The organism is Blautia faecis (assembly GCF_027662325.1).
In the GTDB taxonomy this organism is placed as follows: Bacteria; Bacillota; Clostridia; order Lachnospirales; family Lachnospiraceae; genus Blautia_A; species Blautia_A faecis.
Genome location: NZ_JAQDKY010000037.1, coordinates 24,338 through 47,047 on the forward strand (window position 1 = coordinate 24,338; position 22,710 = coordinate 47,047).

17 protein-coding genes are annotated in these 22,710 nt (G+C 42.0%); 5 read left to right on the forward strand and 12 right to left on the reverse strand.

The annotated features are described in order from the left end of the window. Positions 1–32: 32 nt before the first annotated feature. The gene (pduB, locus tag PGQ38_RS15185; RefSeq protein ID WP_173769799.1) at positions 33–746 is read left to right on the forward strand and encodes a microcompartment protein PduB; all 714 of its coding nucleotides are present in this window, start codon (positions 33–35) and stop codon (positions 744–746) included. An 89-nt stretch (positions 747–835) separates the two neighbouring features. Here pduB and PGQ38_RS15190 read toward each other — a convergent pair whose 3' ends face one another. The 4 genes from PGQ38_RS15190 to PGQ38_RS15205 all read right to left on the reverse strand — a co-directional run bounded on the left by PGQ38_RS15190 (position 836) and on the right by PGQ38_RS15205 (position 5,087). Continuing rightward, the gene (locus tag PGQ38_RS15190; protein ID WP_270432502.1) at positions 836–2,092 is read right to left on the reverse strand and encodes a PcsB-like coiled-coil domain-containing protein; all 1,257 of its coding nucleotides are present in this window, start codon (positions 2,090–2,092) and stop codon (positions 836–838) included. 272 nt (positions 2,093–2,364) lie between these two features. Beyond that, complete coding sequence (gene spoVG / locus PGQ38_RS15195; protein ID WP_173715856.1) at positions 2,365–2,640, reverse strand: septation regulator SpoVG; 276 nt, start codon at positions 2,638–2,640, stop codon at positions 2,365–2,367. 54 nt (positions 2,641–2,694) lie between these two features. Further along, the gene (glgD, locus tag PGQ38_RS15200) at positions 2,695–3,813 is read right to left on the reverse strand and encodes a glucose-1-phosphate adenylyltransferase subunit GlgD (RefSeq protein WP_195477741.1); all 1,119 of its coding nucleotides are present in this window, start codon (positions 3,811–3,813) and stop codon (positions 2,695–2,697) included. Then, entirely contained in the window at positions 3,810–5,087 is a 1,278-nt protein-coding gene (locus PGQ38_RS15205) for a glucose-1-phosphate adenylyltransferase (protein WP_118577984.1), read from the reverse strand. Before PGQ38_RS15205 ends, glgD begins: the two co-directional genes overlap by 4 nt. 399 nt (positions 5,088–5,486) lie before the next feature. On the opposite strand from PGQ38_RS15205, the gene murC reads away from it, so the two are divergent. From murC to PGQ38_RS15225, 4 genes are all read left to right on the forward strand, one after another. Next, positions 5,487–6,866 (forward strand): UDP-N-acetylmuramate--L-alanine ligase, encoded by a 1,380-nt coding sequence (gene murC, locus PGQ38_RS15210; protein ID WP_173769803.1) that lies wholly within the window; start codon positions 5,487–5,489, stop codon positions 6,864–6,866. Positions 6,867–7,385: 519 nt separating this feature from the next. Beyond that, complete coding sequence (locus tag PGQ38_RS15215) at positions 7,386–8,570, forward strand: DnaD domain protein (protein WP_270432504.1); 1,185 nt, start codon at positions 7,386–7,388, stop codon at positions 8,568–8,570. Between the two features lie 65 nt (positions 8,571–8,635). Next, positions 8,636–9,622, forward strand: a complete 987-nt coding sequence (locus PGQ38_RS15220) for an ATP-binding protein (protein ID WP_270432506.1) — start codon at positions 8,636–8,638, stop codon at positions 9,620–9,622. 3 nt (positions 9,623–9,625) lie between these two features. After that, the gene (locus PGQ38_RS15225) at positions 9,626–10,801 is read left to right on the forward strand and encodes a ribose-phosphate pyrophosphokinase (RefSeq protein ID WP_148462213.1); all 1,176 of its coding nucleotides are present in this window, start codon (positions 9,626–9,628) and stop codon (positions 10,799–10,801) included. Between the two features lie 126 nt (positions 10,802–10,927). Here PGQ38_RS15225 and PGQ38_RS15230 read toward each other — a convergent pair whose 3' ends face one another. The 8 genes from PGQ38_RS15230 to PGQ38_RS15265 all read right to left on the reverse strand — a co-directional run bounded on the left by PGQ38_RS15230 (position 10,928) and on the right by PGQ38_RS15265 (position 22,504). Beyond that, positions 10,928–12,436, reverse strand: a complete 1,509-nt coding sequence (locus PGQ38_RS15230) for an AAA family ATPase (protein WP_148462212.1) — start codon at positions 12,434–12,436, stop codon at positions 10,928–10,930. A 74-nt stretch (positions 12,437–12,510) separates the two neighbouring features. Beyond that, positions 12,511–13,569: a metallophosphoesterase family protein gene (locus PGQ38_RS15235; RefSeq protein ID WP_270432508.1), complete on the reverse strand. Its 1,059-nt coding sequence runs from the start codon at positions 13,567–13,569 to the stop codon at positions 12,511–12,513. A gap of 14 nt (positions 13,570–13,583) precedes the next feature. Continuing rightward, positions 13,584–14,975: an asparagine--tRNA ligase gene (gene asnS / locus PGQ38_RS15240; protein ID WP_173734969.1), complete on the reverse strand. Its 1,392-nt coding sequence runs from the start codon at positions 14,973–14,975 to the stop codon at positions 13,584–13,586. A 204-nt stretch (positions 14,976–15,179) separates the two neighbouring features. Then, positions 15,180–16,688: an InlB B-repeat-containing protein gene (locus tag PGQ38_RS15245; RefSeq protein WP_195991123.1), complete on the reverse strand. Its 1,509-nt coding sequence runs from the start codon at positions 16,686–16,688 to the stop codon at positions 15,180–15,182. A 145-nt stretch (positions 16,689–16,833) separates the two neighbouring features. Then, positions 16,834–18,324, reverse strand: a complete 1,491-nt coding sequence (gene galT, locus PGQ38_RS15250) for a UDP-glucose--hexose-1-phosphate uridylyltransferase (protein ID WP_118577991.1) — start codon at positions 18,322–18,324, stop codon at positions 16,834–16,836. A gap of 149 nt (positions 18,325–18,473) precedes the next feature. After that, complete coding sequence (locus tag PGQ38_RS15255) at positions 18,474–20,924, reverse strand: cysteine peptidase family C39 domain-containing protein (protein ID WP_270432514.1); 2,451 nt, start codon at positions 20,922–20,924, stop codon at positions 18,474–18,476. 11 nt (positions 20,925–20,935) lie between these two features. Beyond that, the gene (locus tag PGQ38_RS15260; protein ID WP_118577993.1) at positions 20,936–22,135 is read right to left on the reverse strand and encodes a methyltransferase; all 1,200 of its coding nucleotides are present in this window, start codon (positions 22,133–22,135) and stop codon (positions 20,936–20,938) included. 87 nt (positions 22,136–22,222) lie between these two features. After that, on the reverse strand, positions 22,223–22,504 hold the full coding sequence (locus PGQ38_RS15265) for a hypothetical protein (RefSeq protein ID WP_243252189.1): 282 nt from the start codon (positions 22,502–22,504) through the stop codon (positions 22,223–22,225). Positions 22,505–22,710: the final 206 nt, after the last annotated feature.

Genomic DNA, 22,710 nt, shown 5'->3' on the forward strand with positions numbered 1-22,710 from the left:
TAAGGAAAAGTAATGCTACGGAGGTTTTTTCCATGGACGTACACAGTATCAGTACCAAATGCGCCCGCACTGAATTTGTGGGAACTGCTGTTCTGGATACCATCGGACTTGTAATTTCAGGAGTTGATGATACTCTTTTAAAGGAAATGAATATAGGGACACGCTATCATACCCTTGGACTTTTCAGTTCCCGTACAGGTGCAGCAGGTCAGATCACTGCTGTCGATGATGCGGTGAAAGCCACTGGCACAGAGGTTCTTTCCATTGAATTTCCACGGGATACCAAAGGCTGGGGTGGACACGGCAACTATATTGTGATTGGCGGAAATGATGTTTCAGATGTGCGCCACGCTATTTCGCTGGCGCTGGAACTAACTAATAAGTATGCAGGAGAATTATATATCAGCGAATCCGGTCATTTGGAGTTTGCTTTTTCAGCCAATGCAGGCGGTGCTCTTGCCATGGCCTTTCACGCAGTTCCAGGGGAAGCTTTCGGATTCATGGCAGGTTCTCCGGCAGCGATTGGACTTGTAATGGCAGACACTGCAATGAAGGCTTCTGCAGTTCATATTACACGCTATATGACACCGAGTATCGGTACAAGCCATTCCAATGAAGTTATCCTTGCCCTCTCCGGAGATGCCAGTGCTGTGAAAGAGGCTGTACTCCAGGCAAGACAGATCGGCCTGGAACTGCTGATCGGAATGGGAAGCTATCCGGAAATTCCGGGAGAACCGTATTTATAACAATCCCCCCTATATATTATTGCAGACAAATGCCCTGACAGGCAGAAGATTTTAATGATCTTAATCCTGTCAGGGCGTATTCTTTTTCCTTAATTCAGTCTGTAAACCTCAGCACTCTGAAGTCCAAATGCAAGTGCCTCTGAATGGCTGTTAAAATAAATATCCACATGTCCGTAAGGTGTTCCAAGATCCTCCACTGTATACACATTTCCATTGATCAGGAGCTGAGTTCCGAATGGCACACCAGCCATGGCAACGGTTCTTCCCGCTGTAGGAACAGTTCCGCTGGCTGTCAGGTTTCCTGCTGTTCCGCAGCACTGTGCACAGTTACAGTATGCGGTGAGAGTAAAGGTTCCAAGGTAGGTTCCCTGTGAAGATGAACTACTGCCCTCGGAAGAACTGTCGGAGCTTTCACTGCTGTCCGATGACTCGGTATAAGAATCATCATAGGCACTGCTGTCATCTGCGTCCTGATTGGAATCACTTTCAGACTCGCTGTAGTCATCGTAGGATTCCTCTGTGCCATAGTTTCCCCCGTCACTTGGTGACTGGGCGGCAGCCTCAGCTTCCTGGGCCACCTGCGCCTCCTGGGCTGCTTTCTCTGCCTCTGCTGCCTGCAAAAGGCTGTAAATACTGCTGTCTGCATTACTGATCTGTGTATTTAAAGCACTGATTTCATCCTGGCTGGCACTGATCTGATAAATATAGGACTGAATGTTCTCATTTGTGCTTGCAGTAAGTGCCTGTACCTCCTGCTGTTTGGCAGATTTCTCTGCCAGAAGTTCATTAATATTCTGAGCTTCCTCTTCTGCCTGCTCTTCCTGGGTCTTGATATCTGCCTGAAGGGCTTTATATTTAGCAAGCATGTCTCTGTCATACTGGGAAATCTGGGCTATATTCTCTGCACGGTTCAGAAACTGAGCCAGATCTTCTGAGGACAAAAGCAGCTCCAGCATGGAAGCACTTCCATTCTCATACATGTATACAATACGCTTCTTCATATCCTGATACTGCTTGTCCGCTGTGGCCTTGGCTTCCTCAAGCTGGGTATTCAGAGTTTTCAGCTGCTCTTCTTTCTCCGCTGCCTGAATTCCAAGCTCAGATACACTGTTGGTAAGGTCTGTATACTGAGCATTCAGCTCTTCCAGATAGCTTTCAAGCTCCTGCTTCTTGCTCTCCAGAGATGCCATGTCGGACTGCTGCTGTGCCAGTTCTGCCTGCGCAGCTTCTTTCTGTGCCTGTACATCAGCGATCTGTTCCTCCGTAGAAGAAGCAAATACTGCCCCAGGCATAGAAACAGTCATGATTCCAGTTAACAGCATTGCAAAAATCTTTTTAAATCTCATCTATGTAAACACCTCGTTATTTTTTTCGTAGGTCAAGTATAACATATTCCGTAATTTTTTCAACACTTTTATTTAACTTCTGTAACATTTACGTAATATTTCACGATTTTCCAGAATCTAGAAAGATAATAAATACATGGTTATAGAACAAATTCAGGCACAGTATACCGTGAAATAGTTTGGGCAAATCACAGGAATGTTTTTGCAAAAAAACACCCCGCATTTCATGAAACTCTCCATAAAATGCGGGGTTGTAAAAACCTCTTTACTTCTTATACCGCAGCTTCTTCCTCTGCTACAGCTTCCTGGTATTTCTCGAGAATGATCGTCTGGATCTTATCACGAGTGGAAGAATTGATAGGATGTGCGATATCCCGATATTCTCCATCGGTTGCTTTGCGGCTTGGCATTGCGATGAAAAGACCTTTCTCTCCTTCGATCACCTTGATATCATGTACTACAAATTCTTCATCAATGGTAATGGAGACTACGGCTTTCATCTTCCCCTCCTTTGCAACCTTTCTCACCCGTACGTCTGTAATGTTCATTTTTGCTGCCCCTTTCCTCTTAATCGCATTTACTGCGCTTTAAGTCTTATTATATTACAAGCTATATCTATCATTTTTCTCCACAACGATCTCTACTTCTCCATCCCCGCTGTAGTAAGAATTTGCCCGGATGGTTCCCCGGCTTTCAACGATACAATTCTCGATATGTGTATTATCCCCCAGATATACATCATTCAAAATTACGGAATTTTTAATTACGCAATTATTTCCAACATAAACATCTTTAAACAGGACAGAGTTCTCAACCACTCCGTTTACAATACATCCACTGGAAATCAGAGAATTCTTAACATCTGCACCAGGATTGTATTTAGCCGGTGGAAGATCATCAATCTTGGTCTTAACTGCCGGCTCCTGTTTGAAGAAGTAGTTACGGATCTCCGGTTTCAGGAAATCCATGTTGGTCTTATAGTAAGATTCAACAGTGGAGATATTGCTCCAGTAGCTGTCGATCTTATATCCATAGATTCTCTTCAGATTCTTATAACGAATCAGAATATCTTTTACAAAGTCATTTCGACCTTCCTGTGCAGCCTTCTCAATCAGTTCGATCAGCTGTCTTCTTCGGATCACATAAATACCTGTAGAAATAGTATTATATGGGGAAACCATTGGTTTCTCCTCAAATTCTTCAATCCTGCAATCCTCATTCATACGAAGGACACCGAAACGCTCAACCTCGGAAGGATCCGGACATGTAGTGCATACAACGGTAATGTCAGCGCGTTTCGCAATGTGATATTCCAGAACCTTGTTATAGTCCATCTTGTACACGCAGTCACCAGATGCGATGACAACATATGGCTCATGACTGTTCTTCAGGAAATTGAGATTCTGATAAATAGCATCTGCAGTTCCCTGATACCAGAAACCGTTTTCTTTGGTGATAGTAGGAGTAAATACGAAAAGACCGCCCTGCTTTCTTCCGAAATCCCACCATTTGGAGGAGCTTAAATGCTCATTCAGGGAACGTGCATTGTACTGTGTCAGTACAGCTACTTTCTGAATGCGGGAGTTCGCCATATTACTCAGGGCAAAATCTATGCTTCTGTAGCTTCCGGCAATAGGCATTGCTGCAATTGCCCTTTTGTCTGATAATTCTCTCATGCGGTTATTGTTACCGCCGGCTAAAATAATTCCGATTGCTCTCATGCTTTGTCACCGTCCTTTGTTGCAATTACCTGTCCGCTTTCCAGAATGCCATCCGGATAATCTGCCTGGGTGGTCACACCGGAAATCGCCGTGTTCTTTCCAATCTTAACATTATCCGGAATCACGGAGCCTTCTCCTATGGTCGCAATGCCAAATGCATATACCGCAGGTTTCTTTATATTAGGTGCTTCCTCGCCGCAGCCAAGAACCACATCATTTCCTATGGTTACGTCCTCTGCCACAATTGCCTTTTCCATGTTTACATTCTCACCGATGGTTGTATTCCGCATGATAATGGAATCCCGGATCACACTGCCTTTTCCGATCACAACATTCGATCCGATTACAGAATTATGTACTTCGCCATAGATTTCAGAGCCTTCACCGATGAGACATCTGTCCAGAACGGCCTCTTCTGAAATATACTGCGGCTGGATGATATCCCCCTTGGTGTAAATCTTCCAGAATTCCTCATAAAGATTAAACTCAGGAATAATATCAATCAGTTCCATATTTGCTTCCCAGTAGGAACCAAGAGTTCCAACATCTTTCCAGTAGCCATTGTATTCATAGGCGAAAAGGCGCTGTCCTTTATCCTTGCAATATGGAAGAATATGTTTACCAAAGTCGCAACTCTGCTGATCCTTCAGTGCGTAAAGCGCTTCCTTCAGAACCGGCCAGCTGAAAATATAAATTCCCATAGATGCCAGATTGCTGCTTGGATGCTCTGGTTTCTCCTCAAATTCAGTTACACGGAAAGTCTCATCCGTTACCATGATGCCGAAACGGCTGGCTTCCTCAATAGGTACAGGCATACAGGCAATGGTCACATCCGCCTTATTTGCCTTGTGGAAGTCGAGCATAACCTCATAATCCATCTTATATATATGATCTCCTGAAAGGATAAGCACATAATCGGGATTGTACTGCTCCATATACGCCATATTCTGGAAAATGGCATTGGCTGTTCCTGTGTACCACTCGCTGTTTGTGCTCTTCTCATAAGGTGGAAGTACGGTTACACCGCCTTCAGTTCTGTCCAGATCCCACGGAACACCGATACCTATATGGGTATTCAGTCTCAGAGGCTGATACTGTGTCAGGACTCCAACTGTATCAATTCCTGAATTAATACAGTTACTTAACGGAAAATCAATGATACGGTACTTACCTCCAAAAGCTACTGCTGGTTTGGCCACTTTTTCTGTCAGTACCCCAAGTCTGCTGCCTTGGCCGCCGGCTAAGAGCATGGCAATCATTTCTTTTTTAATCATGCTATCACCTCTTGTTGTAGTTATGATTTATCATTATACCATACTTCCCATGTTTAATAAACATATTTTACAAATTATTTGTTGATATTTTACTTTTTTTATCGTTATTGTACATGTTTTTTCGACACAACCGAATCTCTGATTGTTTTTTTTATTCATTTTGTACAGTAGTATTACTGTGCTTTGCGAAGCATACTGCTGTGAAAATCGTGAACAGCGACACTGTAGGAAAGGGAAATTATTGTATTGGTTACCGACTATCCAAAGAAATACTTTGCAATTTTCACAGTTCGGGGTATAATAAATGAAAGTAATTGTAAAAATTCATAACGATTCAGGAGGCTTTTCCTTCAATGAATATTGAATCGCTTCAAAAATGATTAGCATAAGGAGATTAACATGTATCAGATAGACTTCCATAAACCGCTTCATATCCATTTTATCGGTATTGGCGGAATCAGCATGAGCGGACTTGCTGAGATCCTTCTCGGCGAGGACTTCAAGGTTTCCGGCTCTGATTCCAAAGAAAGCCCGCTTACGGATTCCCTTACCAGGAAAGGTGCACGCATCTTTTACGGACAGCGCGCTTCCAATATTACAGACGATGTAGAACTTGTAGTTTACACTGCAGCCATTCATCCGGATAACCCGGAATATGCCAGTGCAGTGGAAAAAGGCATTCCAATGCTGACCAGAGCCCAGCTTCTTGGTCAGATCATGCGCAACTACGATACCCCAATCGCAGTTTCCGGAACCCATGGCAAGACCACCACTACTTCCATGATCTCCCAGATCCTTCTGGAAGCAGATGCGGATCCGACCATCAGTGTTGGCGGCATTCTTCCTTCTATCGGGGGAAATATCCGAGTAGGTCAGTCCGAAACATTTGTCACAGAAGCCTGTGAGTATACCAACAGCTTTTTAAGCTTTTTCCCGAAGATCAGTGTGATCCTGAACATTGATGCTGACCATCTGGACTTTTTTAAGGATATTGACGACATCCGTCATTCCTTCCGCAAATTTGCCCAGCTGCTTCCCGCAGACGGAGCCCTGATCATCAATGCGGATACGCCGCATTATCAGGATATTATCAAAGACCTTTCATGTAAAATTATTACATATGGTCTGGAGCATGAAGCTCAGTATCAGGCCACAGATATCACTTATGACAAATATGGACATGCATCCTTTACCGTTCTGAAGGATGGCAGAAAGGCCGGCAGTTTCTATCTGAAAGTTCCTGGCAGCCACAATGTTTCCAATGCCCTGGCAGCAATTGCTCTGGCTCGGCTTCTTCAGATTCCGGATGATGTCATTGTCAAAGGACTTGGCAGTTTCACAGGAACAGATCGCCGTTTCCAGTATAAAGGCGAAGTAGCAGGCGTTACCATTGTTGATGATTATGCGCATCATCCAACAGAAATCCAGGCTACTTTAAACGCTGCACACAATTATCCACACAAGAAGCTGTGGTGCGTATTCCAGCCTCATACTTACACGCGTACCAAGGCTCTTCTTCCGGAATTTGCACAGGCTCTTAAGCTTGCCGATCATGTGGTTCTGGCAGACATTTATGCAGCAAGAGAAACAGATAATCTTGGAATCTCTTCCAAGGATCTGCAGGCACGGATCCAGGAGCTTGGTACTCCATGCGAATATTTCCCAACCTTTGATGAGATTGAGAATTTCCTGCTGAATAATTGTGAAGCCGGAGATCTGTTGATCACAATGGGTGCCGGAGATGTTGTTAAAATCGGAGAACAGTTACTTGGAAAATAATTGATTGCAATTTCAGCGGTTGTCATGTCCTTTTAAGACCTGGCATCCGCTGTTTTTGTTTTACCATTTTTATTGTCTCTGATCTGTTTTTCCTGGCAAAACGTGCATACCTTCTCATATCCACGGTCACAGACTGTTTTTGCCAAAAATAATTATCCACATTGAAAAAAGCTTGGAAATTCAAGCAATTTAATAGTTATCCACATTATCCACAGGCTTATGCACATTTTTGCACTGGCCTGCATGTGGATTCTTATGTGTATAAAGTGCTTAACATAATACTACGACATAACTCGACAAAAATCACAGTTTTTCTTTAATTTTCCGCATTTTTCGGGTTTCCCATAAACATTATGTGCAACTTGGTTTCCACATTATCCACATTATCCACATAGTAGTCCACACACATTTTGTAAAAATCCCGGCAAAAAATCTCCTATTCTCATTTAAAAAGGGGTGTGCTATAATGCAAACACAATGAACAGTGATGATTCATATTCCCAGATAAGGAGTGTTTCCATGATCAGGTTACATAGTACAGGGCTTAATGATGCCACCATTTTATCCAATATTTTTATCGACCGTTTTATGCCAAAGGCAAATGGAGAATTTGTAAAAGTCTATATTTATCTGCTCCGTATGCTTGGCCGCCCGGAGGAAGCTTTCGGGCTTTCCCAGATGGCAGATTCCCTGTTCTGTACAGAAGGAGATATCCTCCGTGCGCTGAAATACTGGGAGTCTGAGAAGCTGATTACCCTCTTATACGAGGAAGCTGAATTGACAGGAATTACCTTACAGGCACCGTGGAATGAAGCAGATATGCTGGCTACGGTGACTCCCGCAGGTATCTGTAACGCCGGTTCGCTCGGAGATGTGCCTGATGCTTATCACATTTCTGCCCCAGAACCCACAGCCGGCATTCCCAGTGTCCCCACTGATAAACCGTTGCAGACTGATCAGTTCTCCCGCCGCAGCACCGATCTGCCTGTCCCCCCTTCTTTCTCCAAACCACTTTCCGAAACGAAAGCGCTTACCCCGGATCGGGTGAAGGAGCTGAAACAGAATGAAGATATTATCCAGCTTCTTTACATTGCCGAGCAATACCTCGGCAAAACGCTCACCCCCACAGAGACACGCAAGATCCTGTTTTTCTACGACGAGCTGCACATGTCTGTAGATTTGATCGATTATCTGATCGAATACTGTGTAGGACGTGACCACCGCAGCATCCGTTATATCGAGACGGTTGCCATGGCATGGAAGGAGGAAGGCATTACCACAGTTGAAATGGCAAAGGATTCCACCTCCCGCTACAGCAAAGAATATTTTTCTGTTCTGAAAGCGATGGGAATTGCCAACCGCAATCCTTCAGACGCGGAAATTTCGCTGATCAATACCTGGACCAGGGACTATGGTTTTTCCATGGAATTGATTCAGGAAGCCTGCTCACGGACAGTTCTGCAGACTGGACAGCCAAGTTTTCCATATGCAGACAAAATTCTGCAGCGCTGGAAGGATAAGAATATCCGCACTTTAGGGGATGTCCGTCTTCAGGATGCCCAGCACCAGAAGCGCAAACTGGAAAAAGCAGTGTCGAAAGCAGACAAGCCGAAATCTGCAACTCCAAACCGCTTTAACAATTTCCATCAGCGTGACTACGATTTTGCTGAATATGAGAAGAAACTGCTTAATAAACCAAATTAAATCCTGGAAACAGATTTTTATTTAAAACACATACGAACATCTTACAACCTGGAAGGAGAATTTACATGCCCTTACAGAATTACCAATACGATACTATAATGCGGGAATACAACCGTCGCCAGGCCAGGAACCGCCGCATACAGGAAGAGCATCTTGCTGAAGCCTATGAGAAAATTCCCCGTCTACGTGAAATTGATGAGGAAGTAGCTACTTTAAGTGCCAGAAAGGCCCGTGCCCTGATCAGCCGCCAGGAAGTCGGCATTGAAGATCTTCGCACTGATATTGCCCTGCTTTCCCAGGAACGCACTGCATTACTGCTTTCTTCCGGCTATCCTGCTGATTATTTGGAGATGAGCTACACCTGCCCTCTTTGCCAGGATACTGGCTATATCGGCAGCCAGAAATGCTCCTGTTTCAAGAAGGCAGAGATCGAACTTCTGTATACACAGTCAAATTTAAAAGAAATTCTTGAAAAAGAAAACTTTGACCACTTTTCTTTTGACTTTTATTCTGATACAATAACAAATGATTCAACGGGACTCACCGAACGTGAGACTGCACGTCGCGCGTATAAGATGGCGAAGGAATTTGTCGCTGACTTTGATAATTCTTTCCAGAACCTGTTTTTCTACGGCGACACAGGTGTGGGCAAGACCTTTCTTTCCCACTGCATCGCTCACGATCTTCTGGACAGTGCACACTGTGTGCTTTATTTTTCTTCATTCGAGCTTTTTGATTTTCTTGCAGGCTCTGCTTTTTCCAGAGGCAATGACGCTCCCGATGATGAACCGATTTTTGACTGTGACCTGCTGATCATTGATGACCTGGGTACAGAGCTTACCAACAGCTTTGTATCTTCACAGCTTTTCCTGTGTATCAATGAGCGGATCATGCGCAAGAAATCTACGATTATTTCCACAAACCTGAAGCTGGAAGATTTCTCAGCAACTTATTCTGAGAGAACCTTTTCCCGCATCGCCAGCAACTATCAGATGACTAAGCTTGTGGGAAAAGATATCCGCATTCAGAAAATTTTTTTAGGAGGAAAGTAAAGAATGGCACAAGAAGAATTGACTACACTTCCCGTTGGAAGGCTGGGATTAGTTCCTTTGGAAAGCTGCAGGAGCCTTGGACAGAAAGTCGACGAATGGCTCGTTAAGTGGCGTAAGGAGCGTGAGCATTCAGAATCAGATTCTTTCGCCTTTGAAGGATACAAAAGAGATTCCTATACAATCAAAGTTCAGAACCCGCGTTTCGGTTCCGGCGAGGGTAAATGTGTGATCACCGAGTCCGTACGAGGAGATGATGTTTATATTCTTGTAGATGTATGTAACTACAACATCTCATATCCAATTGGCAAATACACCAACCTAATGTCTCCGGATGATCATTATCAGGATCTGAAGCGTGTAATTGCAGCTATTGGAGGAAAGGCCCGCCGCGTGAATGTAATCATGCCATACCTTTATGAGGGTCGTCAGAGCAAGCGTATTGGAAGAGAGTCTCTTGACTGTGCTACTTCCCTTCATGAACTGATAAATATGGGAGTTGAAAATATTATCACTTTCGATGCACATGACCCCCAGATTCAGAATGCCACCCCACTTCATGGATTTGAGACAGTTCAGCCTTCTTATCAATTTATCAAGGCTCTTCTGAACCATGAGCAGGGACTTCATATTGACAATGAGCATTTTATGATCATCAGCCCGGATGAGGGCAGCATGAGCCGTGCGATCTATCTTGCAAACATCCTGGGTGTTGATATGGGCATGTATTACAAACGCCTTGACTACTCCAAGAATATAGGAGGAAGACATCCGATTGCAGCCTATGAGTTCCTTGGTCCAAATGTAGCAGGCAAGGATATGATCCTGATTGATGACATGATCTCTTCTGGTGACACTATCCTGAAGATTGCTTCTCTTCTTAAGGACAGGGGTGCCGGCAGAATTTACCTTTGCTCCACGTTCGGTCTGTTTACAGACAACCTTAAGAAATTCGATGAAGCACATGCTGCTGGTGTATTTGACAAGCTTCTCACTACCAATATGGTATATCAGTCTGAGGAGCTTCTTGCAAAACCATATTACATTTCCTGTGATATGAGCAAATACATTGCACTGATCATTGATACACTGAATCATGATATGTCTGTAAGCCATCTGCTGAATCCAGTTGACAGGATTAAACGCTGTGTAAACAAATATATGGCACAGTATGAGAAATAAATAAAATAATTTGAGGCTGACCCTTCCAGGTGTCAGCCTCTTGTTTTGTTATCATTTATTTGTAACTGTTCAGTACTTTCACAGTTACATGCTTCGTGAGCACTTAACATTCACTGTAACAGTTTTCTAAAAAATGTCAGCCATATCCTTATTATTGGTAAAAAGCAGCACCTGTCTGGGCTGTTTTTTCAGCCACCTGAAAACTGCCATAAGCTTATCCTGATTCTTCCCATGGAAAATATCATCCAAAATAACTGGAAAAACAGTTTCATTCGTGAACAACTCAGCAGCAGCCATCTGAATAGAAAAATACAGCATTTCAAGGTTTTCCTTTTCCAGATTTTCTGCCAAAACAGTTCCCTCTTCCAGACACAGTTCCAAACTCTGTCCCTCATCTCCATAGAACTCTATATATTTTCCATCTGTAAGTTCCCTGAAAATTTGGGATGCTCGTATCCGAATCTTTCTGCCTTTCTCAAGATAAATACTGCGTGACAGCTCTTTAATGGTATCCATAGCCAGGTTCAAGGACTGTGTTTCCAGATCTTCAGAAGTAGGAAGTGACATTTCCAGCTCAAATTCCTGATATTCGCTCTGCAAATTCGTAAAAGCAGTCAGTTTCTCACCGTAAATTCCATCAATATCTTCTTTACTAGATTTCAGCTTTTCCTGCTGTGACTGCAAATACACTTTTTTCTTCTTTAGCTTTACAAACTCCATATGCAGCTTTCTTCGTGCAGTAAGTGTATAAACCATTGCCACAACAGCAGCAATGATGCATACATCCATTCCTATTTTAGACATCTCATCAGTTAACTGGAATCTTCCAACAATACCAATAATTCCCACAATAACGGCCAGAATACCTGCTATCACCATTCCCAGATTCTTTTTCTCTATAGTCTGCAGCTGTTCTTCAATCACAGTGGCTTCTTCTTTCCCTGCTGCCGAATAGATTTTTGCCTGCGCCTGAACCACCTGCCCCTTCTGGTCCCGGAGTCCATCCAGGTCATTCTGCAGACTTTCCAGTTTCTCGCTCAGTTTTTCCTGTTCTCTCTGAACTGCTTTCCTGCCACGTTCTTTCTGGGTGAGATATCCCTTGCGCCACATCTTCAGCATCTGCTCCGTTCTTCCAAGATCCACCAGACCATCTCCGCTTTTGCTGAGAACAGCCAGTTTATTCTGTAGTTCCTTTGCCATTTCCCTGGAAGAACTACCGCTAAGTGATTCTACCATAACAGTATTGTCGAACAGGTTCTCACTAAATCCCCCAAGGATCCTCTCGAGGGCTCCATTTTCCCCATTTAAAATTTCTCTGGTATCTTCACAGAACAGCTCACAATTATGGATTCCTGCCCCTGTTTCCCGCGTCAGGCGGTAATCTTTTCCATTGTGCTGAAACCATATAGTTCCACCATATTTTTCCCGGGAAGCTTCAGTTCCTGCTTTTTCATAAATTCCATTCTTTTCCTGCATTTCCTCAGGCACTCCAAAGAACATGCTCTTCACAAAGATAAACACAATGTTCATTTCTGTTTCTTTTAGTCCATAGAGCACATTTACTCCAGAGGTCAGTTCTATGTCTTTTTCCCGAAGCCCACCAAAATTATTTATTAATATGCGTTTAAAAATCATATAACCTTATTCCCTCGCACATACATCTCAATTTTACACTGCAATACATATTTTCTGTTACTATCTGCTTTGTGTCAGCTGGAATGTCTTGTCTCCAACAGTGCCTGCAAACCATAGTACAGGGCCTTATCTTCCACTGTATTTCTGTTTTTTTCCATAAAAAAGCAGATATAATCCCCTATCAAAGTTCCGGCATATTTTTTTTGCAGTTCTTCCAGATCATAAGCAGGTCTGGTCTCATCCAGTACTTCTGTAATATTTCCAAAGGATTTCAGTTTTTCCGGAATCAGAAAAAGCTCTGGTTTTCTTTTCCCTTGAAGAATTACACGATATATATTCAGTCCGCCTTTTTTTAATATCTCATCCTTCAAAGCTTCTTCAATAGATAGCTGGGTGCTTTCTTCATTTACATTGAGAAGAAGCTGACTATAGGTTCGAATAGAAAACGGCACAAATCTGGTTTTCACTTTTCCATTTTCAATCCTTCCCTCAATGTAGCCATGTGCTCCCAGATCATTGCTTTCAATTGGCTCAAGAGCTCCGCTGTAAGCAGCCACATCTCTTATTACGTTCTGGGGAGTATGGAAATGACCCAATGCAATATAATCAAAACCTGCTCCTGCAAGCGCAGCTGTATTTAATGGGCAATGGCTTTCATCACCGCCATGAGCTATAAGAATATGCACTCCATTATTTTTCACAGGGCGTACGCCATCATACAAGGGCTGTCTGATCTGTGAATGTTCATAGCTCATTCCATAAACATATACCTCGAATTGCGTATCTTTCACACAGGTTACCTTCTCTTCTGGAAAAAAAGTCACATTCGGTGCCCAGGTGAAAGTTCTGTAAAAAGAATTTTCTTTCAGATAATCCCTTTCTCCTGCCATTAAATATACCCTTGTTTCCGGTATTCCGGAAAATAAATCGTTTACTTCTTTCAATTCATATGGAAGTGGCTGACGATGGAACAAATCTCCGGCTATAAATAACAAATCCACCGGATTTTCGCGGATACCCGCAATAACCCGGCGGAATGTTTCCCAGATTTCATTCTCCCGCTTGTCACTCCATGGGCAGCCTCTGTCAGGCACTGCACCAAGATGTACATCTGCAAGATGAATAAATCTCATTCTTTTACCTCATTTTATAAATCGCAGTTGTTAACTGTTCTCGGGAATGGAATTACGTCACGGATATTGCCCATTCCTGTGAGATACATTACACAGCGCTCAAATCCAAGACCAAATCCTGAATGACGTGTAGAACCATATTTACGCAAATCAAGATAGAAGTCATAGTCTTCTTCCTTCAGCCCAAGCTCTTCCATACGAGCTTTCAACTTACCATAGTCATCCTCTCTCTGGCTTCCACCGATAATCTCACCAATTCCAGGAACCAGGCAGTCCATAGCTGCAACGGTCTTGCCATCCTCGTTTGCTTTCATATAGAATGCTTTAATTTCCTTTGGATAGTCTGTAACAAAAATAGGTTTCTTAAAAATCTGTTCTGTCAAATAACGCTCATGTTCTGTCTGCAGATCACATCCCCAGGATACTTTATAATCAAACTTGTCATTATTCTTCTCGAGAAGCTCAATTGCTTCTGTATAAGTAACACGACCGAACTCAGAGTTTGCCACATGGTTCAATCTGTCAAGAAGTCCTTTGTCCACAAAAGAATTGAAGAAGTTCATTTCCTCCGGAGCATTCTCAAGAACATATCCGATCACATATTTCAGCATCGCTTCTGCAAGATTCATGTTGTCTTCAAGATCAGCAAATGCACACTCAGGCTCGATCATCCAGAACTCAGCTGCATGACGTGTGGTGTTGGAGTTCTCGGCGCGGAAAGTTGGTCCAAATGTATATACATTACGGAATGCCTGTGCAAATGTCTCACAGTTCAACTGACCGCTTACAGTCAGGTTTGTCTCTTTCCCAAAGAAATCCTGAGAGTAATCAATATTTCCCTTATCATCTGTAGGAATATTATTCAGATCCATGGTTGTAACCTGGAACATCTCACCTGCACCCTCGCAGTCACTTCCTGTGATCAGCGGAGTGTGTACATAAACAAAACCTCTCTCCTGAAAGAATTTGTGTATTGCATATGCACAGAGGGAACGTACACGGAAAACAGCCTGGAAGGTATTTGTTCTGGAACGAAGATGTGTGATCGTTCTTAAATACTCAAGGCTGTGACGTTTCTTCTGAAGTGGATAATCTGGTGCGGATGTTCCCTCTACAGAAATTTCTGCAGCCTGGATCTCAAATGGCTGTTTCGCCTGTGGAGTCGCTACCAGAGTTCCCTTTACAATAATCGCTGCGCCTACATTCAGTTTGGAAATCTCAGCAAAATTGTCCATTGTATCATGGTAAACGATCTGAAGGGTCTCAAAATATGTTCCATCATGGAGAACAACAAATCCAAAGGTCTTGGAATCACGAACGCTTCGTACCCAGCCGCCTACGGTGATCTCCTGATCCAGGTATTTATCCCGTTCTCTGTAAATCTCTTTTACTGTTGTAAGTTTCATAATTAGTTCCTCTTTCTCCTCATTTTTCCAAACACTCATTTCTCTATAGTATAGACTATTCCTCTTATTCGCGCAAGGATATTTTTCCAGGGAATAAAAGAAGATCCTGTCTGTTAAGCTTCGACACTTTTGGACAAAGATCTTCTCTTCTGTAAGTACTTTTCTATTGCAAAGTTGCCTCATTCTCAGTATTTCTTTGAACGTTTAATGCAATATAAGATAATCCAGACAATACTTAAAAATTCGTTTGTAAGTCTTAGTGGTGTAATGAAGTCCATCATCGTCTGGCAGGTCAACTCCAGTTCCACTAATATTGGTACCATATCCATTCTCCATCAGATAAGAATACGTATCAATATATTCGAAAGTGCTGCCAAGAGCACTACCCACAACAGAATTGAATTTGCGGATTACTTCTTCTTTTCGGATTGCATTCTTACCAAGATATTCGATTGTCTTACTGTTTACCGGATTCACCGACATAAAGAACAGCTTGCAGTTCTTTTTCTGTAAGCTCTCAGCAATCTCCTGATAATAAGAAATATAATCATACATATTTCCAGGATCGTTTACTCCCAGATTAAAAATAACCGCAGTTGGTTTCAGAACGGAATAATTCTCTTCTGCAATAGAAAGAATCGTATTCATTCCCTGAGACTTCAGCCATTCAAGACCTTTACCCTCTTCGTATACAAAATCAATATCACGCAGCAGATTCGACTCATAATACCCTGAATTTAATTTTTGCAGCGTTCTCTGCATACGATTAGTTCGGGAGTCTCCTACAAAAATAATGTGATTGTACCCCCGGCTGCTGCCATTTCCAATCTTCCAGCTGCTTGCGGATTGCAGAAGCTCTGAAAGAGTCAGGTCTTCCTCAGCAGAACGGTTAAACACAACTGCATACAGCTTTATGTTGCTGTTTACTGTAATAGTATCACCAGCTTCATAACGCGGTGCTGTGCTTTTTCCTAACTGGATATCCCATCCCATAAAGGTGTATCCGGATGCATTTCTTACAGACGGCAATGTATAAGAACTTCCAGATGCTACATTCTCTGTCTTGTAAACGGTTCCATCATTCTTGCACAAAGCCACTGTAAATGTTGTATCAGACTCGTAAACAGCATATAATTTTATATTTTTTTTGATTCGAATCTTCTGTCCCTCTGTATACGCCGCTTGGGAAGCATTCTTTTTAGTACTCCATCCAACTGCCTTATAGCCGCTTTTTTGTGGAAGCTCTGGCAAGGTAAGATATCCGTTTTTTGTAACAGCTTTGTTTAGTTTCTTAAATACTGTACTGGTGCTTCCGGTATTATCATAGAAATAAACTTTATATATACCAACTTTTTTACGCACCGCGTACAGATTTATATTCTTTTTCAGACGTATTTTTTTCCCCGCGGCATATACCGCTTTGGTATCGTTTTTCTGAGTGGACCAGCCAAGATTTTTGTATCCGGTAATTGCAGGAACTGCCGGAAGCTTAATTTTTTTCCCGGCACTTACCTTTATACGCAGCTTGGAATAAGATGTTTTTCCACTTTGATTCCAGAATCTGACAACTACGTTCTTAGTGGCCGCCTGTACAGACTGAACACCACTAATCCCAATTTTTCCATCATTTCTAAATGAAACTCCGAACAAAATCAACATTGTGGCCAACAGAACCCGGAAAATCCTATTTTTTCTTTTTGTTTTATTTTTCATAGGCACTCCTCTGCTTTTTAATGTCTCTCCTGCTTTCATCATCTGCACAGAAAATAAATAGTTCTTATTTCATCTTCTGTACTGTCTTCAGTATAATCAAACGGACACATTCTTTCAACCCCAAAAGATTGTCTTTATGATTTGGTTACAAATTTTCAATAAAACGCATAAATGCAGCTCTGCCCTCTCCTGTACATTTGTAAACACCAGCATCTTCCAGCACGTGAACAAACACATTTCCAACTTCTTTATGAAGAACCTCTTCAATATTGTCTTTATCAAGATGATCGTACTTCGGAAGGAATTCTTTTACCCACTGCGCATGTTTTTCAATCTTCTCATTAGAAGCAACATCCTTGCCATCCAGAATATATTCTTCCAAAAGCTCCAGTTCTTCTTTTAGTCGCGCAGGGAGAACTGCCAAGCCCATAACCTCGATCAGACCGATATTCTCCTTCTTAATATGATGGTACTGTGCATGCGGATGATATACGCCAAGAGGATTTTCTTCTGTGGTAATATTGTTTCGCAGAGTCAGATCCAACTCATACATATCACCTTTTTTACGTGCGATCGGAGTGATCGTATTATGAGGTTCACCATCCGTTTCTGCAAAAATGAATGCAGCCTCATCTGTATAGCCTCTCCAAACCTCCAGCACATGAGTTGCCAGATCAATCAGGCGCTTCTCATCTTTATGACGGATACGAAGTACAGACAGCGGCCATTTTACAATACCAGCCTCCACATCCTCATAGCCCGGAATAGTTACATATTTCTCAATTTCAGCCTTTGCCATAGCAAACGTATAATGGCCGCCCTGGAAATGATCGTGACTGAGAATAGAACCTCCCACAATCGGTAAGTCTGCATTTGACCCCAGAAAATAATGTGGAAACAGCTTCACGAAATCAAACAGCTTGATAAATGTGTTTCTCTCGATTTTCATAGGTGTGTGCTGGAAATTAAATACAATACAATGCTCATTATAATAAACATAAGGAGAGTACTGCATTCCCCACGGACTGTCATTGATTGTGATCGGAATGATTCTGTGATTCTCTCTTGCAGGATGATTTGCGCGGCCTGCATATCCCTCATTTTCCGGACAAAGCAGACATTTGGGATAGCTGCTTGATTTGATAAGCTTTGCCGCAGCAATAGCTTTCGGATCTTTCTCTGGCTTAGAAAGGTTGATTGTAATATCAATTGCTCCATAAGGAGAATCCACAGTCCATTTCTGGTCTTTCTTTACACGATAACGACGAATATAATCACTGTCCTGGCTTAATTTATAGAAATAATCTGTTGCTTCTTCCGGAGATTTCTCATATTTTTCCCAGAAAGACTTCTGTACCTGAGCCGGGCGGGGCATAAGACAGTTCATTAATCTTGTATCAAACAGATCTCTGTAAACCACACTGTCCTGAATCAGACCACGTTCTACAGCTTCGTCTAACAGTTCTTTCAGAACTTCTTCCAGATTAATATCAGAATATTCCTCTGCCGGTTCTGTGTATTCATCTTCTTTAAAAACATCAAGAAGAAGATTTGTTGTATAGTTTTTCTCACAGGCAGGAGTCAGCCCTGTCTCAATTCCATACTGTACCAGTTTTTTAATACTTTCGCTTAGCATTTTTCTGTCCTTTCCTGTTGCTTTATTTTTAACAGTCTGTCCTCCACCACAGACAGACTGTTAACCACCACTTTGCTGCATCTTTCACATCCAGCATTTTTTGCATACATGTTCAATATCGGACTGTACCGGCTTTCCCAACAGCCACTTTAAAGCTTCAGTTTCTCAACATAACTTATAAAAATATTGCCGGCCTTTTCAAACAGCTCCGTACTGTCATTCATACCGTAAGGATAAGTTTCCCCTTTCTGCGGATCGTACAGATATGTGTTATATTCATCATATCCAATGATCACAACACTGGTATTATCCCCGGTCTTGGCAATTACCGGACGCTGGGCGCTGACCTCATATAAGACACTGTCTAATGTACAACCAGACAAATCAATGATAGTACCCTCATCCCCAAGAGCCTCCTGCAGTGCTGTAACATCCAGGGATGCACTCTTCATTGCTTCCGGCACATCCTCCAGATTAAGAGTCAGCTTTGTCTTCTTATTTCCACGCTCCCATACATACTGCTGAGCACGATTCAGCACAACACCAGTCTGATCATCTGCTCTTTGAAGCGCAAGTGCAGGATCTGTGAATGTACTGTCCAATCCTCCTTTTGCATAAACATAGTAAATATCTTCCTCAGGAATCTGCGTATCCAGAATAATACGGTCATCACCTATATTTTTCATTTTTGCATAAACAACTAACGGTTCCTGAATTTCAGGCGTTTCAGTGAGAGCCAGTCGTATCTGAGTTCCGGTTCTGGAATTTGTCACAAGTTCCACGGATACAGTATTGGTCGAGGCTTTGGAATTATTCAGAATATTATCCTTGCTTACTGCTTTGTATCCTTTTTTTGTCTTCTTGGACAACTGAAATTCCATCATAGTGTTTCCCATGGTAATATCAGTTACATACAATCCATCCTGATGATATTCTTTTTTCAAAGTTCCATCAAATCCTTCAATACGGACCGTATGAATCCCCGTAGTCTCATGACCATTATCGTCTGCGATCACATCTCCATCAACTACGATTCCATAAACAAGATCTTCATTCATAAATCCATTCAGCACTAAAGACTGTCCTGAAGATGGTGCAAGACTCCTGGTTTCTAATGTTTCAAAATCTATTTCTTTTATATTTCCGGCGCTTTCACCTTCCTGAATGATCCATGCAGCATGTGCACCTGTATCCGAAACAGCAAAGTCATCTATTTTAATTCCTTCCTCAAGAACCTCACTGGTACCATCTGAAATGTTTATCTTATAAAGCTTATTTGCAAATAAAAGATAAAGAGCATTTTCTGTACTGACATAGGATAATGTTCCAAGATCCTCTTTCAGGAATTCGTAGGATTCTGTAGACGGAATAAATACTTTTTCTTCCACCACATTCTGATCATTGCTGTAATGATATACACAAACACCACAGTATCCTTCCCGAACGCCTCTGTTCATATATCCATAAAGAACAAAGTCCACATCTCCGTTATCTTCCACACGGATGATCTTTATATTATGCTGGTATCTGGAATCCCTGAAATCTCCATCCGTTTCTTTGCGAAAACTGAAAATTCTGGAAAATTTTCCATCATCAGGAGAATAAGACCATAAATCCCCTTCCTGAACGAAAGCAAGAACTCCTGCGTTTTCATTCATCATATATTCCACATTTTTGTCTCTGACTCCAAGTAAAAGCCCCTTGTCGGAAATGCTGATGGAGTTTTCCTCAAATACCTGTGATGCACTTCGTTTAAAATCCAGAAGCATGATTCTGGTTTCAGTATAACGCATCCGGTAAAATTCTGTCACATCATAGATTTCCTGGTTTCCATTTTCATCCAGTGCCGCAATCTGATATTCAACAGAAAGACTGGCTGTGGTTTCATTAATATCCTTCACTACAGGAATTCCCTTTCTGTAAATCTGAGGGTTCAGATTGCCCCAGCTGATCTGGGCAAATGTAGAATTGATATTAATGTCTGTATAGTTGGTAGACGTACTGGATGTGTCTGATTCCAGGTAAGCAGTCAGATCCTCGGCGGACGCTTTATCCAGACATTTTTCATAAAAGCTCGCAACAAACTTCACGTACTGAGCAGCATTCACATTGGATCTGGAAACTACTCTTGTATAGTAATAAGCTGTTCCCTTATTTGTCTCAAGAGATAATTGCAAAGAATACTCCTGATTCATCAAAAGATCACTGCTCAGCTTAATTGTTGTTGTCAGATAGCTGTCCTGTTTATCCAGACTTTTAATCTTACGGTTTTCCAGTACCTTACTGCCATCTGAAGTACGTATCTCATAGGAAAGGCTTTTCACCTTTGTATCATAGGCATTTATGACAAAGGACAGTTCCTTGGATGTATCAATAGGCGTCACACTGTCCCTGGTAAAATCAGACTGCATAGGCTGTGCATAACCATACATCCTGTTTGCATAATTTCCATCAAAATCAACCATTACCTCCGGAAAAACCGGATCATTCATATCAGAGCGGTCATCCGTAGTCTCACTATTCAGCAGGAACGAACTTCCTGCCACGCCGAGAACAAAAACAAACAGGAGAATCACTGCTCTGCGTAAAAATTTAATCATTCTTTCTCCTCTTAACTCTCTGATTGTACCTCCCCTTCACGGTACAGAAGTCTTTCCAGTGTAGGATTTATATGCAGTTCCTTCATAAGCTGCACTGTACTCTTCATATCTTTTGGTTTGCCTGTCTTTACAGCACGGATCAGCAAATTCTTGGGTGTATGCTCCATATCAATAAATTCCAGAATCTGAGTTTCGTATCCCATACTTTCCAGCAGATTGGCTCGAATTCCATCTGTCATCAAAGCAGCCATTCTCTCCTTAAGAATGCCATATTTCAGTACAGGCTCCAACACTTCATTTTTTATCTGTCTATTTACCTCATGCTGACAGCAGGGTACAGACAAAATAACTTTCGCTCCCCATTCCACAGCCTTCGCAAGAGCATAATCTGTAGCTGTGTCACAGGCATGCAAGGTTACTACCATATCAACAGAAGAAACACCTTCATAATCAGCAATATCTCCCTGATAAAAATGCAGTTTTTCATATCCATACTTTACTGCAAGATGATTACATTTTTCTATTACATCTGTTTTCAGATCCAGACCAATAATATTTACATCATAACCTTTCAGTTCTCTCAGATAGTAATACATGGCAAATGTAAGATAGGACTTTCCGCATCCAAAATCAAGAATGGTCACTTCCCGCTGTTGATCCAGTCTTGGAAGAATGTCCTGAATAAATTCCAGAAATCGATTGATCTGTCGGAACTTATCGTATTTTTGGGTAATAATCCTGCCTTCCTTATTCATAACACCAAGATCAACAAGAAAGGGGACTGGAATATTTTCCTTAAGTATGTACTGCTTTACACGATTGTGGGCCAATATCTGCGTGCCCTTGCTGAAAGTCTTGTCCTTTCCGAAAGCCAGACCTTTTCCATTTTCGGGATGACGTCTGGTCTTTATGGTCATCTTTCCTTTTTTGCTTACCAGAATAGTTCCATCCAGCGCCATCCCACTTGCCTGAAGCTGAGAAAAATCATGCTGCAGCCCCGCTTTTAAATATGAGATCAGTTCCTCTCTGGAATAATTTTTATGGAGCACCTTCGTCCCTACAGTTTCAGAAGCCTGATAAACCACCTTCCCCCGGATTTCTACCGGGCGTATTTTTACTTTGGATGGTCCGTTCCCTCTGCTGCCGCTTAGGATAGCTTGACACAGCTGTTCATTTATCTGTTCCTCTAAATATTCATCTATTGTTTTCATTTTTATTATAATTATTTTCTTTTATATTCTGTAATCGTTACTGTTCACTCCGCTCACAGCAACCTCTAATTGTCATTTTGATGCGTCTTATCTGTAAAAATCTCCCCTGCATCTTCTTCGTCGGCATCTTCTTCGTGATATTTCATGAAAAAGAAGCACTTCTACCAGATCACCAAGAAGTCCATCAGACATTGCTTCCATATCAGCCTCTGATCTTACTTCATCCACGATCTTCCTTCCAAGGTGATACAACATAAACCTGTCAGGATATTCATCGTAAAGCCGGCTGCCTTCATAATCCTGAAGATCACATTCTTCTTCCACTTTTTCCTGTATCTTTCTGGCAGTGTCCGGATAGTAGGATTTCATCAGAAAAAATTCCTCTTCTTGTTCCTTTTCTCCCCGGTAGAGCAAGGGATTTGCATAGCTTGTGTAAAATGGATAAAAATCTTTATATATCATATCAGCAATTTCGATTCCTTTTCCATTTCACTCTCATTATATGCAAGCTTCCGTTTTTCGGTCAATTGCACCATTTTTCAAATACGCGCCAAAGCGTGTTTGAAAAAGGCTTT